Origin of the sequence: Buttiauxella sp. JUb87 (assembly GCF_004361975.1) — a bacterium.
Taxonomy (GTDB): domain Bacteria; phylum Pseudomonadota; class Gammaproteobacteria; order Enterobacterales; family Enterobacteriaceae; genus Buttiauxella; species Buttiauxella ferragutiae.
In genome coordinates, this window is record NZ_SNVY01000010.1 from 69,615 (window position 1) to 83,495 (window position 13,881).

At 51.6% G+C, this 13,881-nt stretch carries 12 protein-coding genes; 4 read left to right on the forward strand and 8 right to left on the reverse strand.

Annotated elements, in window-relative coordinates; translation table 11 throughout:
* Nucleotides 1-62: 62 nt before the first annotated feature.
* Both soxS and EC843_RS21550 read left to right on the forward strand, forming a co-directional pair.
* On the forward strand, nt 63-386 hold the full coding sequence (gene soxS, locus EC843_RS21545; protein ID WP_064541192.1) for a superoxide response transcriptional regulator SoxS: 324 nt from the start codon (nt 63-65) through the stop codon (nt 384-386).
* Nucleotides 387-538: 152 nt separating this feature from the next.
* Nucleotides 539-820 (forward strand): YjcB family protein, encoded by a 282-nt coding sequence (locus EC843_RS21550; RefSeq protein ID WP_064541194.1) that lies wholly within the window; start codon nt 539-541, stop codon nt 818-820.
* A gap of 59 nt (nt 821-879) precedes the next feature.
* On the opposite strand, the gene EC843_RS21555 is transcribed toward EC843_RS21550, so the two are convergent.
* Nucleotides 880-2,127, reverse strand: coding sequence for a prolyl oligopeptidase family serine peptidase (locus tag EC843_RS21555; protein ID WP_237930330.1), 1,248 nt, complete (start codon nt 2,125-2,127; stop codon nt 880-882).
* 334 nt (nt 2,128-2,461) lie between these two features.
* Nucleotides 2,462-2,998 carry a single-stranded DNA-binding protein SSB1 gene (ssb1, locus tag EC843_RS21560; RefSeq protein ID WP_064541197.1) on the reverse strand — a complete coding sequence of 179 codons (537 nt, stop codon included), beginning with the start codon at nt 2,996-2,998 and terminating at the stop codon, nt 2,462-2,464.
* Between the two features lie 228 nt (nt 2,999-3,226).
* Between ssb1 and uvrA the strand changes: the two genes are divergently transcribed.
* Nucleotides 3,227-6,052 carry an excinuclease ABC subunit UvrA gene (gene uvrA, locus EC843_RS21565; RefSeq protein ID WP_064541200.1) on the forward strand — a complete coding sequence of 942 codons (2,826 nt, stop codon included), beginning with the start codon at nt 3,227-3,229 and terminating at the stop codon, nt 6,050-6,052.
* Here uvrA and EC843_RS21570 read toward each other — a convergent pair whose 3' ends face one another.
* From EC843_RS21570 to dnaB, 5 genes are all read right to left on the reverse strand, one after another.
* Nucleotides 6,053-6,406: an MmcQ/YjbR family DNA-binding protein gene (locus EC843_RS21570; protein ID WP_064541203.1), complete on the reverse strand. Its 354-nt coding sequence runs from the start codon at nt 6,404-6,406 to the stop codon at nt 6,053-6,055.
* A 171-nt stretch (nt 6,407-6,577) separates the two neighbouring features.
* Nucleotides 6,578-7,291 carry an acid phosphatase AphA gene (gene aphA, locus EC843_RS21575; protein WP_064541206.1) on the reverse strand — a complete coding sequence of 238 codons (714 nt, stop codon included), beginning with the start codon at nt 7,289-7,291 and terminating at the stop codon, nt 6,578-6,580.
* Nucleotides 7,292-7,512: 221 nt separating this feature from the next.
* Nucleotides 7,513-8,706, reverse strand: a complete 1,194-nt coding sequence (gene tyrB, locus EC843_RS21580; protein WP_133523043.1) for an aromatic amino acid transaminase — start codon at nt 8,704-8,706, stop codon at nt 7,513-7,515.
* A gap of 178 nt (nt 8,707-8,884) precedes the next feature.
* Nucleotides 8,885-9,964 carry an alanine racemase gene (gene alr / locus EC843_RS21585; RefSeq protein WP_133523044.1) on the reverse strand — a complete coding sequence of 360 codons (1,080 nt, stop codon included), beginning with the start codon at nt 9,962-9,964 and terminating at the stop codon, nt 8,885-8,887.
* Nucleotides 9,965-10,127: 163 nt separating this feature from the next.
* Nucleotides 10,128-11,534, reverse strand: a complete 1,407-nt coding sequence (gene dnaB / locus EC843_RS21590) for a replicative DNA helicase (protein ID WP_064541215.1) — start codon at nt 11,532-11,534, stop codon at nt 10,128-10,130.
* Between the two features lie 78 nt (nt 11,535-11,612).
* Between dnaB and EC843_RS21595 the strand changes: the two genes are divergently transcribed.
* The gene (locus tag EC843_RS21595; RefSeq protein ID WP_064541218.1) at nt 11,613-12,596 is read left to right on the forward strand and encodes a quinone oxidoreductase; all 984 of its coding nucleotides are present in this window, start codon (nt 11,613-11,615) and stop codon (nt 12,594-12,596) included.
* 213 nt (nt 12,597-12,809) lie between these two features.
* Here EC843_RS21595 and dusA read toward each other — a convergent pair whose 3' ends face one another.
* Nucleotides 12,810-13,808 carry a tRNA dihydrouridine(20/20a) synthase DusA gene (gene dusA / locus EC843_RS21600; RefSeq protein ID WP_064541312.1) on the reverse strand — a complete coding sequence of 333 codons (999 nt, stop codon included), beginning with the start codon at nt 13,806-13,808 and terminating at the stop codon, nt 12,810-12,812.
* Between the last annotated feature and the right edge of the window lie 73 nt (nt 13,809-13,881).

Below are 13,881 nucleotides of genomic sequence, written 5' to 3' on the forward strand. Positions count from 1 at the left end.
TACCTCAAGTTAACTTGAGGAATTATACTCGCTGCCAACAAATCCGGCTATGGGGATGGTTTATGGCACACCAGGATATTATTCAAACATTGACTGAATGGATTGACGATCACATTGATCAGCCGCTGAGCATTGACGCTGTGGCAAAAAAATCTGGTTATTCAAAATGGTATCTACAAAGGATGTTCCGTACCGTGAAACGCCAGACGTTGGGTGAATACATTCGTCAGCGCCGACTACTGATGGCGGCGAAAGAGTTACGCAACACTCAGCGCCCGATTTTCGATATCGCGATGGATTACGGTTACGTGTCTCAGCAGACTTTTTCACGCGTTTTCCGCCGTGAGTTTGACCGCACACCAACCGACTATCGCCATCACGCCTGACGCTGTCAGCTAAATATTTGTACCTGAGTTCATCGAAAAAACGGAACAGAAAATGTGCTGCGCAAGTGGCTATTAAAAGAACGATTGTGATATAGTTCACAAATCCTGTGAAACAGGAATTCTCTTACATTTTCGTTCCGAGGCACAGATTCATGGCGGCAATCACAACCAGCGTTTTGCTAATGCGCTGGCCTTTAGTCAGTGCGGTTTTGATGTTTTTAGCCAGCACGTTGAATATTCAATTTCGCAAATCTGATTACGCGTTTTTAGCCGCGATCAGCAGTGGCCTGGGCATCGCGGCTTCATTGTGGTTTGCGACCGGTTTATTGGGCCTGACATTGGCCGACTTCCCGGTTATCTGGGAATCGTTTAAAGACATTATGATTGAGATCTCAAGCCACACCCCACCTGAATGGCCGATGGTGATGACCTGATCAAATTGAGGGGGCAAAAGCCCCCTCAAGTTCATATTGACCACTGCAATCAAACTGTTTTACTGCTTCGACAACCCATCAAACCAGCTTTTCCATTCCGGCACCGCTGTCGCAAACGTACCACGATGATCGGTTTCCCCAGTGGAAATGGCCTTCACCATCGAGTCACCCTTCTGCACTGCATAAGTCATTGCCATACGCGCATCGTCTACCGGAACGGCTTCATCCGCGTCGCCATAATAATTGCGCACCGCAGAACGGTAATCCCATTTGTAGGCTTCGGTCTGACTGAGCAATTTCCCGAAAGCTGACGCTTTTAAAGCCTGAGGATCGTACATTTCAGGGCGAAGCAGGATATGCAGATCCGTCGGGATCGCACCGGTGTACGGCGTGCGGTCGTAAGCTGCTTTTGACATCGTATAGTACTTATCGGCAATCACGGATCGCGCTAAGTCAGGCGAATCGTAATAGTTTTCGAAGGAGAAGGCGGCAAGGATGAAAATGCTATTCAGCCAGACCGCAGGATGCGCTTGCGGTGTGTAGAGTGCACCACTCACCAGCGCATATAAATCCAGCGGCGCGCTAGCTGTCGCAGTGGCATCGACCTTCACACCCATAACATCAAGTTTTTGCAGCAATGACATCGAAACAAAGCCGCCTTGCGACCAGCCTGCAAGAAAGAGTTTATTGGTCGAAATATTCTTCTGCTTCAGTACGTTCCGGCTGGCCATTAGCATGTCATAAGTCGCCTGCTGATGGCTGGCTTTCACCATGTACCCTTCAGGCTCTGTCGACGTGCCAAGCCCAAAGTAATCCGCACCAATCAACACATAACCCTGGCCTGCGAACTGAGCAATCATTAGCTGAGTTTCCGGGGATTGGTCAGGGAATGATGGCACTTGTTGACGCCCGTAGACCGTGCCGTGCTGGTAGGAAACCATCGGTAATGTATGTGTTGTTGCCGCGTTATCCGGTATCGCCAGCAAACCTGATGCTACGGTTGGTTTATTTCCCATGTTGGGAATCACTGAAGCGTAAGTGACTCGGTACAGATTGACGGCATTGCGTGCCGGTGTGTAGATGGTATGAACACCGAACTGCTGAGGCGTATCGGTTTTCAGGATACGATTCAAACGATCGACATCCCAGCGTTCCAGAAATTCGATTTTTGTTTGTACCGCTGGCGGTGAAGTCTGAGCAGTGGTTTTTGATGGAGTTTCACTTCCACCACACGCGGTCAGTAATAGCGTAACAATACTGGCGAACAGCCAGGAAACAACAACTGGCATGCGGACGGGTCGAGACATAACGGATTATTTCCCTGTTTAAATTAAGCGGCCCGCGTGAATAGTTGTCATCACGGGAGGGTTTACCGAATTATTGATTTGGTTTGCTGCCCAGGCTTTTGGGTATTCGTACAGGCGAAAATCGGTGCGCAGATTTTACTCTTTTTGCCGCTTCGTCTGAGTGACGGGAATCCAGGTATTAGGATTTATCTGACATCATTAGAAATGTATTAATGGGTTTTTGAAGTTATTAAATCTAATAACTGTTGATAACGTATTCATCTATAAATAAAAAAACCCCGAAAAGATCGGGGTTTGATAACAGGTTTCTTAACGATGATTTCTAAAATTAATTTTAGAAAGGAATGTCGTCGTCGAAGTCCATTGGTGGTTCATTGTTAGATGGTGCTGGTGCGCTCTGCTGCGGACGAGATTGCGCGCCGCCGCTGAACTGGTTGCCACCCTGCTGCGGTTGCTGAGGCTGACCCCAACCACCTTGCTGCTGACCTGGGTTACCGCCACCTGCTGGAGCACCGCCTGCTGCACGGCCACCCAGCATTTGCATGGTGCCGCCAACGTTAACCACGATTTCGGTGGTGTATTTTTCAACGCCTGCCTGGTCAGTCCATTTACGCGTCTGCAATGCACCTTCGATATAAACCTGGGAGCCTTTACGCAGGTATTCACCCGCGACTTCTGCCAGTTTGCCAAACAGCACTACGCGGTGCCATTCAGTCTTTTCTTTGGTTTCGCCGGTTTGCTTATCGCGCCAGGACTCTGACGTGGCCAGAGTAATGTTGGCAACTGCGCCACCATTTGGCATGTAGCGTACTTCCGGGTCTTGACCCAGATTCCCGACGAGAATCACCTTGTTTACGCCTCTGCTGGCCATGGTCGTGTCTCCTGAAACGTTTAATAAGTAGTGTAAACCCTCGATTCTACCACGCCACCCCTAATCTTTATAGCTGCGGGATGCATTCCAGAATGTCTTCGGGGTATACATTGTTGCATTAAAACACTGGATATTCATTCAGGTTTTATTGTGTCATAATTAGCCGTTTGTGATCGTCGGCGGCCTCCAGTGCGGCCTGGCAAAAAGCGTTTAAACCGGGAAAGGTGAATGGATAAGATCGAAGTTCGGGGCGCCCGCACCCACAATCTCAAAAATATTAACCTCGTTATTCCACGCGACAAGCTGATTGTTGTGACTGGGCTTTCGGGTTCTGGCAAATCCTCACTGGCTTTCGACACCTTATACGCCGAGGGGCAGCGTCGTTACGTTGAGTCCCTTTCCGCCTATGCGCGTCAGTTCCTGTCATTGATGGAAAAGCCGGATGTCGACCACATTGAAGGTTTGTCGCCGGCGATTTCTATCGAGCAGAAATCCACTTCGCACAACCCGCGTTCAACCGTCGGCACCATCACTGAAATTCATGACTACTTGCGCCTGTTGTATGCGCGTGTCGGTGAACCGCGTTGCCCAGACCACAATGTCACGCTGGCAGCACAAACGGTCAGCCAGATGGTCGATAACGTTTTAGCGCAGCCGGAAGGTAAGCGCCTGATGTTGCTTGCGCCGATTATTAAAGACAGAAAAGGCGAGCACACCAAGACGCTGGAAAACCTGGCAAGCCAGGGTTATATCCGCGCGAGGATCGACGGCGAAGTGTGTGATCTCTCCGATCCGCCAAAGCTGGAATTACAGAAAAAACATACCATTGAAGTGGTGGTTGACCGTTTCAAGGTGCGTGAGGATTTAGCACAGCGCCTGGCTGAGTCGTTTGAGACTGCGCTGGATTTGTCCGGTGGGTCTGCGGTTGTCGCCGATATGGACGATGAAAAAGCCGAAGAGTTGCTGTTCTCTGCCAACTTTGCCTGCCCGATTTGCGGCTACAGCATGCGCGAGCTGGAACCACGTCTGTTCTCGTTCAACAATCCGGCCGGTGCCTGCCCAACCTGTGACGGGCTTGGCGTACAGCAGTATTTCGACCCGGAACGCGTGGTGCAAAACGGTGAACTTTCGCTGGCTGGCGGTGCAATTCGCGGCTGGGATCGCCGTAACTTCTATTACTTCACCATGATGCGTTCACTGGCAGAGCATTATAAGTTTGATGTCGAAACGCCATGGAACGAACTGAGCGCCAGCGTGAAAAACGTGGTGCTCAATGGCTCCGGCAAAGAGAGCATTGAATTCAAATATATAAACGACCGTGGTGATACCTCGGTGCGCCGCCATCCGTTTGAAGGCGTGCTGCATAATATGGAACGTCGCTATAAAGAAACCGAATCTTCCGCGGTGCGTGAAGAACTGGCGAAATTTATCAGCAACCGTTCATGCGCAAGCTGTGAAGGTACGCGTCTGCGCCGTGAAGCACGCCATGTGTTTGTTGAAAACACGCCGCTGCCAACTATCTCTGATATGAGCATTGGTCATGCGATGGAGTTCTTCCACAACATGAAGCTCAGTGGGCAACGTGCGCAAATCGCTGAAAAAATCTTGAAAGAGATTGGCGATCGCCTGAAATTCCTGGTGAATGTCGGCCTGAATTATCTGTCACTTTCCCGTTCCGCAGAGACACTTTCGGGCGGTGAAGCGCAGCGTATTCGTCTGGCAAGCCAGATTGGCGCGGGTCTTGTGGGCGTGATGTACGTGCTCGATGAGCCGTCAATCGGCCTGCATCAGCGCGATAACGAACGTTTACTGGAAACGCTGATTCACCTGCGCGATCTCGGTAATACCGTGATTGTCGTCGAGCACGACGAAGATGCGATTCGTGCCGCAGACCATATTATCGATATCGGCCCGGGTGCGGGTGTTCACGGCGGCCATGTCGTTGCCGAAGGCACCATGCAGGATATTATCGATGCGCCGGAATCTCTGACCGGGCAGTTCCTCAGCGGTAAGCGTGAAATTGCGCTGCCGAAACACCGCGTTCCCGCTGACCCAGAGAAGGTGTTGAAGCTGGTTGGTGCGAAGGGCAACAACCTGAAAGATGTGACGTTGACGCTGCCCGTCGGCTTGTTTACCTGCGTGACCGGGGTTTCAGGTTCCGGTAAATCGACGCTGATTAACGATACGCTTTTCCCGATTGCTCAAACCCAATTGAACGGTGCAACGCTTGCAGAACCTGCGCCGTACCGCGAAGTTCATGGTCTGGAGCATTTCGACAAAGTTATTGATATCGACCAAAGCCCGATTGGCCGTACACCACGTTCAAACCCGGCGACTTATACCGGCGTGTTTACACCAGTGCGCGAGCTGTTTGCGGGCGTGCCGGAATCCCGTGCGCGAGGTTATACGCCAGGGCGTTTTAGCTTTAACGTGCGTGGCGGGCGCTGCGAAGCGTGCCAGGGCGATGGCGTGATCAAAGTCGAGATGCACTTCTTGCCGGATATTTACGTGCCATGCGACCAGTGCAAAGGGAAGCGCTATAACCGCGAAACGCTGGAAGTTAAGTACAAAGGCAAAAGCATCCACGAAGTGCTGGATATGACCATTGAAGATGCTCGTGAATTCTTTGATGCCGTACCGGCGCTGGCGCGTAAGCTGCAAACGCTCATCGACGTAGGCTTGTCTTACATTCGGCTTGGGCAGTCAGCAACGACGTTGTCAGGCGGTGAAGCACAGCGTGTGAAACTGGCGCGTGAGCTTTCTAAGCGTGGCACTGGCCAGACGTTGTATATCCTTGATGAGCCAACCACTGGCCTGCATTTTGCCGATATCCAGCAGTTGTTGGAAGTTCTGCATCAGTTGCGCGATCAGGGCAACACCATTGTGGTTATCGAACATAACCTGGACGTGATTAAAACGGCAGACTGGATTGTCGACCTTGGCCCAGAAGGCGGTAGCGGCGGCGGAGAGATTCTGGTTTCCGGTACGCCAGAAACCGTCGCGGAATGCGAAGCTTCACATACCGCTCGTTTCCTCAAACCTTTGCTGAAGTAGTCAGTCAGAGAGCTGCTGCCTGGTTTCCTGTGGCAGCAGCGATAATGCCTGCTGGTAAGAGGCATCCACCAGATAATAAATTTGCGAGTCGGGCAGCGACCCATCCAGATATAACGTGCTCCAGTGTGCTTTGTTCAAATGCGCACTGGGGAACACGTCTTTGTGGCTCTCACGCAGTAAATCAGTCAGCCCCGGACTGGCTTTTAACGAAACAGCCGGGCGTGCTTCGATGTCATGCACCATGGCATACATCACATCCGCTACTTTGATTTGTGTGGCCTTCCAGTCGCTATGAACAGTTTGTTCCGCTCCGGGTTTGTTCATGCAGTACTGCAATAGCTCCGAATTGGTCATTTTTTTCCCCTTTTACCTGCTCCAGTGGATTCAATGTCGCGCCCAGTTTATGAAACTGGCACCTCTAAGTGTGCGAGCAACTCACCAAAAGGTAAAACCCGACAGGGGATTTTTGATGAAAAAAACGGCGACTTGCTTGCGCGCATCGCCGTCTAATATCAGTCAATATGATCAATATTCAGAGTTAACAATCACTTCCTCGCCAAAAGCCCCGGCTTTTGGCAGCGGTTGGTAGCTGGAATTCGAAGCGCGTAATAAACGGATGCCACGGGCACCTACATCTTGAGCGGCGGTAATATCACCGTCAGAATCGCCGTAGAACACTTTGATTTTCTTATCTTTCAGCCATTGGGTTTTGGTATTTTGTCCAGGTTGGTCACCGGCAAAAATAACTGGGTTTACATTGGCTTCCGGGATTAAGAAGTCTTTTTGCAGTGTCTGAGTTACGGTTTCGGTTTTAGTTTGGCTGCGGCCAGTCACAAAATAGATGCTGTCACCTCGTTTGAGGTGCATGGCGATAAGACTTTTCGCGACTTCTTTCGGCATGCTGAAGTCATCCCAGCCGTTGTTCATTTTTTCCCAGAAAGATGGGTTTTTCAGGTAATCCTGTTTGCCCGGTGAGAATTCTTTTTGCCCACGGTAAAAACCTGGGCTTGAGAACAGCACCGTGTCGTCAATATCGAAACCCACCGCCATCGGCGCACGCCCCATCAGGCTATTTTCAATTTGAGCGACAGAAACCCAGTGAATGGGGACTTGCTGTGCTAACTGCGCAACGGTGACGCCAGGATTCAGAGGAGCGGGTGCAGATTCCTTAGCAACGGCAGACTGGTTCAATCCTAATAACAAACACGCGGCACTTAATGCCAGGGTAATTTTACGCATCATTTTCCCTTTATTTTCATCAGTTTTTATCGTTAGAAAGTGGAACAACTGGTCAAAAACCTACCCGACCATACTCGCGAGAGGCTGATAGTAAAAGGAATTTATCAGGATTTGTCATAGAAAAAGGTGATGATCACAGAATTGAATTTGTGAAGAATCACCTCATCCCAGCCTTCGCCCTGAGGGCGAAGGAGTAAACCAGAATTAATGTGAGTAAGTACTCACATTACAGCGGCAAACGCCTGCGCCACGCGCTGTACGTTATTGCTGTTTAGCCCCGCGACACACATGCGTCCGCTGGCAATCAGATAGACACCAAACTCATCACGCAGACGATCGACTTGCTCCGCACTCAGGCCGGTATAACTGAACATCCCACGTTGTTGCAGCAGGTAGTCGAAGTTACGTTCCGGCATTTCAGCCCGCAGTACTGAAACCAGTGCCTGGCGCATATCGAGAATACGGCGACGCATCGTTTCGACTTCTGCCAGCCAGTTGGTTTTCAGCTGTTCGTCGTTCAGAACCGCAGCGATAACCTGCGCACCGAAGTTTGGCGGGCTGGAATAGTTACGGCGCACGGTAGCTTTTAGTTGGCCCAATACACGGCCTGCTGTTTCGGCATCGTCACAGACGACCGATAACCCGCCCACGCGTTCGCCATACATTGAGAAAATCTTGGAAAATGAGTTGCTGATTAAAGCTGGCAGGTCAGCGCTGGCAACTGCGCGAATCGCGTATGCATCCTCTTCCATACCCGCGCCAAAACCCTGATAGGCAATGTCGAGGAACGGAATTAAGTTACGCGCTTTGAGGATTTCAACCACCGCATCCCACTGCGCATCCGTCAGGTCAGAACCTGTCGGGTTATGGCAGCACGGATGGAGCAACACGATACTTTGCGCAGGCAGCGTGTTCAGGGTTTCCAGCAACGCTTCGAAGCGCACACCATTGGTTTCGCTATCAAACCACGGGTAGGTATTCACCTTAAAACCCGCACCACCAAAGATTGCGATGTGGTTTTCCCAGGTCGGATCGCTGACCCATACCTGTGAATCCGGAAAATAGGTTTTCAGGAAGTCCGCACCCACTTTTAACGCACCAGAACCGCCAACGGTTTGAATGGTCGCGATACGTTCTTCAAGCAGCGCAGGATGGTTTGCGCCAAACAGCAGCGGTGCAATCGCGCTGCGATAGCTGCTCAGGCCTTCCATCGGCAGGTAAAGAGATGCGTCATGTGGTTGAGAATTCAGGCGTTCTTCAGCTTCTTCAACAGCCTGCAACTGCGGGATGACCCCATCTTCGTTGTAATAGAGGCCAATGCTGAGGTTTACCTTGTCACTACGCGAGTCAACTTTGAAACGTTCCATTAAGGAAAGGATTGGGTCGCCAGCATAGGCGTCAACTTTTTGAAACACGGTGAGGTTCTCCTGGTTTACAGTGTTGCGGACAACCACTGTAAACCGGAAGCTGGGGCGAGATCGAGAGGTTTATCGCGGGAATTTGTAGGGTGGATAAGCGTTAGCGTCATCCACCAGATTGCGTCGGATGACGCTAACGCTTATCCGACCTACAAAAGTAAAAATAAAGGGGAAATTAATCCAGGTATTCCATCGCAACCCTTGAAGTCAGGCGCGTGATAAGTTCGTAAGCACTCACTTTTGTGATTTCAGCGATGCGCTCAACCGGCAAATTGTCACCCCACATCACCACGCTATCGCCCACTTTGTCTTCTGATTGTGGGCCGAGGTCGACACAAATCATGTCCATGGCGACACGCCCGACAATCGGCACTTCCCGGCCATTCACCAGCACAGGTGTACCAGATGGTGCCGCGCGCGGGTAACCGTCGCCATAACCCATCGCCACCACACCCAGACGTGTATCGCGCTCAGCAATCCAGGTACCGCCGTAACCCACCGCTTCACCGGCTTTATGTTGACGCACGGCAATCAGGCTGGAAGTCAGTGACATCACCGGCTGGAAGCCAAAATCGACGCCCCACGGTTTTTGCTCAAGAGGTGAAACACCATAAAGAATGATACCTGGGCGAACCCAATCCATATGCGAGTCCGGCCACAGCAAAATACCACCAGACGCGCTAATAGAACGCTGCCCTGGTTTGCCTGCGGTAAACGAATTGAAGATATCGAGCTGGCGCGGTGTGGCGTCGGATTCCGGTTCATCAGCGCGGGCAAAATGGCTGACGATATTCACCGGCTGGCTGACGTTTTTACAACGTGAAAGACGCTGATAAAACGCTTCGGCTTCTTCAGGCAAGATGCCCAAACGGTGCATGCCGGTGTCCAGCTTCATCCACACGGTAATCGGCTGGCTTAACTCGGCCTGCTCCAGCGCTTCAAGCTGTTCAATGCAGTGAACCGCGGTCTGGAAATTCTGCTCGGCAATTGTCGGCAGGTCGCTTGCATTGAAGAAACCTTCGAGCAGCAGGATGGGCTGAGTAATTCCCCCTGCACGCAACCGAACACCTTCTTCAAGGCGGGCGACACCAAAGGCGTCGGCATCAGCCAGGGTTTGGGCAGTCTCCAGCAGACCATGCCCGTATGCGTTTGCTTTCACCACCGCCACCATACGGCTGGCAGGAGCCAGTTCGCGCAGGCGTTGCAGGTTGTGTCGCAGAGCGCGGCGGTTAATTTTTACGGTTGCCGCTTGCATGTTCGTTCCTTGCTAAAATTTAATATTTGATTACGCAAATCCTCAAAATCATTCGCGTCACAACAAGGCGGCAAGAGAACTCGTCCCGACGAGCTTACGCAAGTAAGTGATTCGGGCGAGTGAGCGCAGCCAACGCAGTTGTGGCACGAAGGATGACGAGGATTTAGTCTTCGTCGTATTGCGGGCCAGCGTAGTTATCAAAGCGTGAGAACTGCCCGTTGAACGTCAGGCGCACGGTGCCGATTGGGCCGTTACGCTGTTTACCGAGGATGATTTGCGCGATGCCTTTCTCGTCACTGTTATCGTTATAAACTTCGTCACGGTAGATGAACATGATTAAGTCGGCATCCTGCTCGATGGAGCCGGATTCACGTAAGTCGGAGTTGACCGGGCGTTTATCGGCACGTTGTTCCAGGGAGCGGTTAAGCTGCGAGAGCGCGACGACCGGCACCTGTAGCTCTTTTGCCAGCGCCTTTAGCGAGCGTGAAATCTCAGCGATTTCCAGAGTACGGTTGTCGGAAAGCGACGGCACGCGCATCAATTGCAGGTAGTCGATCATGATCAGGCTCAGGCCGCCATGTTCGCGGTAGATACGGCGCGCACGTGATCGCACTTCCGTTGGCGTCAGGCCGGATGAGTCATCAATGTACATATTGCGTTTTTCAAGCAAGATGCCCATGGTGCTCGAAATACGCGCCCAGTCTTCATCATCCAACTGGCCGGTACGGATTTTGGTTTGGTCGACGCGTGACAGCGACGCCAGCATACGCATCATGATCTGCTCGCCTGGCATCTCGAGGCTGAAAATCAGCACCGGTTTTTCCTGCAACATCGCGGCGTTTTCACACAGGTTCATCGCAAACGTGGTTTTACCCATCGATGGACGCGCCGCCACAATAATGAGGTCGGAACGCTGTAGACCGGCCGTTTTTTTGTTCAGATCATGGTAGCCAGTATCCACGCCCGTCACACCATCGTGTGGGGTCTGGAAGAGCGTTTCGATACGCGAAACGGTCGCTTCGAGGATTTGGTCGATGCTTTTTGGGCCTTCGTCTTTATTCGCGCGGCTCTCAGCAATCTGGAACACGCGTGACTCGGCCAGATCGAGTAAATCTTCGCTGGTACGCCCTTGCGGGTCATAACCGGCATCGGCGATTTCATTCGCCACGGCAATCATTTCACGAACAACGGCGCGTTCACGCACAATGTCGGCATAAGCACTGATGTTCGCAGCACTTGGCGTATTTTTAGATAATTCGGCCAGATAGGCGAAACCACCAACGCTTTCGAGGTTGCCCTGTAATTCCAGAGACTCAGAAAGCGTGATCAGGTCGATGGGCTTGCTCATTTCGAGCAAACGCTGCATTTCGGTGAAGATCATGCGGTGTGGACGGCTGAAAAAATCGTTAGCCACGACGCGCTCGGAAACGTTATCCCAGCGTTCGTTGTCCAGCATTAAACCGCCCAACACCGATTGCTCCGCTTCCAGAGAATGTGGCGGCATTTTCAGCCCTTCCATCTGACGATCGCGGGGTTCTTTCGGTTTGTTGAAGGGTTTATTTCCTGCCATAGTGAGGGAGTTACCAAAATCAGATAAGAGGAACGAGAGTTTACTCTATCTCCCTCCGAGGAAACAGAAGGAGTTCTCATGGCAACGCGCATTGAATTTAGTCAACATGGCGGCCCTGAAGTCTTAAAAGTTGTTGAATTCACCCCAAACGCCCCAGCAGAAAACGAAGTACAAGTTGAGAACAAAGCGATTGGTATCAACTACATTGATACCTATATTCGCAGTGGTTTATACCCGCCACCGATGCTGCCAAGTGGCCTCGGTACTGAAGCTGCAGGTGTCGTCAGTAAAGTTGGCAGTGCGGTCACGCATCTTAAAGTCGGTGATCGAGTTGTCTATGCGCAATCCGGGCTTGGTGCCTACAGCAGCGTGCATAACGTGCCAGCGGATAAAGCCGCAAAACTGCCCGATGCCATCTCTTTCGAACAAGCCGCCGCGTCATTCCTCAAAGGGCTAACTGTCTATTATCTGTTGCGTAAAACCTACGATATTAAAGCCAACGAAGTTTTCCTGTTCCATGCCGCCGCCGGTGGTGTGGGTCTTATCGCCTGCCAATGGGCCAAAGCGCTGGGTGCCAAACTGATTGGTACGGTGGGTTCGGCGCAAAAAGCAGAAAGCGCCAAAAACGCCGGTGCCTGGCAAACCATTAACTATCGCGAAGAGAATCTTGTCGAACGCGTAAAAGAGATGACAGGCGGCAAGAAAGTCGCGGTAGTTTATGATTCGGTGGGGAAAGATACCTGGGAGGCATCGCTGGATTGCTTACAGCGCCAGGGATTGATGGTGAGTTTTGGTAATTCATCTGGCCCGGTTACAGGGGTGAATCTGGGGATTCTTAACCAGAAAGGCTCGCTGTATGTTACTCGCCCGTCACTGAATGGTTACGTGACCACGCGTGAAGAGCTGGAAGAAGCTTGCAATGAGCTGTTCTCATTGATTGCCAGCGGCGTGATAAAAGTCGATGTGGCTGAAAACCAGAAATTCGCCTTAAGCGATGCCGCTTTGGCACATAAAACGCTGGAGAGCCGTAGCACGCAAGGTTCTAGCCTGCTGATTCCATAAAAGAATTTGGGCCTCCCGAGGGAAGCCCATTCTTTTTTTGTTCGCACGGTATGTAGGGTACAGCGCGATGAATTCGTTTTTCGTGACCCAGTAATATTGTCAGATTTGGTAAATAATTGATACGCCACAGCCTGCAAACTTAGCCAGAAAGATGCGAGGTTGTGATCAACTCCGCAATACCTGAGCAACTAGCCGGGTTATTACCGACAAAAGTTAGCGCTTGTCCGCAACCAATGACAACGCATGTTCCACGACATCAATCCCGGCACCGGCTTTGTGGGCGTTTTCACTCAGATAACGACGCCACTGGCGTGCACCCGGAATCCCCTGGAATAAGCCCAGCATGTGGCGGGTGACATGGCCAAGATAAGTGCCGTTTGCCAGTTCACGCTCTATGTACGGATACATGGCACGAACCGCAGCAACGGTGTCGACTTCCGGCGCATCAATACCAAAAATTTCACGGTCAACCGCGGTCAGCAGGCCTGGGTTCTGATAGGCTTCGCGCCCGACCATCACGCCATCCATATGTTCCAGATGGGCTTTTGCCTCTTCCAGCGTTTTGATACCGCCGTTGATGGCCATCGTCAGGTGTGGGAAATCACGCTTGAGTTGATACACGCGCGGGTAATCCAGCGGCGGAATTTCACGGTTTTCTTTCGGGCTTAGGCCCGAAAGCCACGCTTTACGGGCATGGATAATGAACATCTCACATTCGCCCTTCCCGGCGACTGTACCGATGAAATCACACAGGAATTCGTAGCTGTCCTGGTCATCAATGCCAATACGCGTTTTGACGGTGACGGGAATAGAAACCACGTCGCGCATCGCTTTGATGCAATCGGCAACCCGCTGGGCATCAGCCATCAGACACGCGCCAAACATGCCATTTTGTACACGGTCAGATGGGCAACCTACGTTGAGGTTAATTTCGTCGTAGCCACGTTCTTCAGCCAGTTTCGCGCATTGCGCTAAAGCCGCCGGATCGCTACCCCCCAACTGCAACGCGATAGGATGCTCGTCTTCGCTGTACGCCAGATAGTCCCCTTTGCCATGAATGATCGCACCGGTGGTCACCATTTCGGTGTACAGCAGTGTCTGGCTTGAAAGCTGACGCAAAAAATAGCGGCAGTGGCGGTCAGTCCAGTCAAGCATCGGCGCAATAGAGAAACGATGTGGCTGGAAGAGGGTCTGGTTTGTTTGTGAGGACATAGGCACTGGGCGTTTACGGGCTACGGTTAAAAAAGGGTCGCCACTATAGCATAAAGCAGCGCCGGGACACTCG

What these genes read in the sequence shown, in the direction of transcription:
- ssb1 (WP_064541197.1), bottom strand. Translation starts at nt 2,998, where the DNA reads ATGGCCAGCAGAGGCGTAAACAAGGTGATTCTCGTCGGGAATCTGGGT.
- EC843_RS21570 (WP_064541203.1), bottom strand. Translation starts at nt 6,406, where the DNA reads ATGACCAATTCGGAGCTATTGCAGTACTGCATGAACAAACCCGGAGCG.
- soxS (WP_064541192.1), top strand. Translation starts at nt 63, where the DNA reads ATGGCACACCAGGATATTATTCAAACATTGACTGAATGGATTGACGAT.
- EC843_RS21595 (WP_064541218.1), top strand. Translation starts at nt 11,613, where the DNA reads ATGGCAACGCGCATTGAATTTAGTCAACATGGCGGCCCTGAAGTCTTA.
- alr (WP_133523044.1), bottom strand. Translation starts at nt 9,964, where the DNA reads ATGCAAGCGGCAACCGTAAAAATTAACCGCCGCGCTCTGCGACACAAC.
- EC843_RS21555 (WP_237930330.1), bottom strand. Translation starts at nt 2,127, where the DNA reads ATGTCTCGACCCGTCCGCATGCCAGTTGTTGTTTCCTGGCTGTTCGCC.
- aphA (WP_064541206.1), bottom strand. Translation starts at nt 7,291, where the DNA reads ATGCGTAAAATTACCCTGGCATTAAGTGCCGCGTGTTTGTTATTAGGA.
- dusA (WP_064541312.1), bottom strand. Translation starts at nt 13,808, where the DNA reads ATGTCCTCACAAACAAACCAGACCCTCTTCCAGCCACATCGTTTCTCT.
- dnaB (WP_064541215.1), bottom strand. Translation starts at nt 11,534, where the DNA reads ATGGCAGGAAATAAACCCTTCAACAAACCGAAAGAACCCCGCGATCGT.
- EC843_RS21550 (WP_064541194.1), top strand. Translation starts at nt 539, where the DNA reads ATGGCGGCAATCACAACCAGCGTTTTGCTAATGCGCTGGCCTTTAGTC.
- uvrA (WP_064541200.1), top strand. Translation starts at nt 3,227, where the DNA reads ATGGATAAGATCGAAGTTCGGGGCGCCCGCACCCACAATCTCAAAAAT.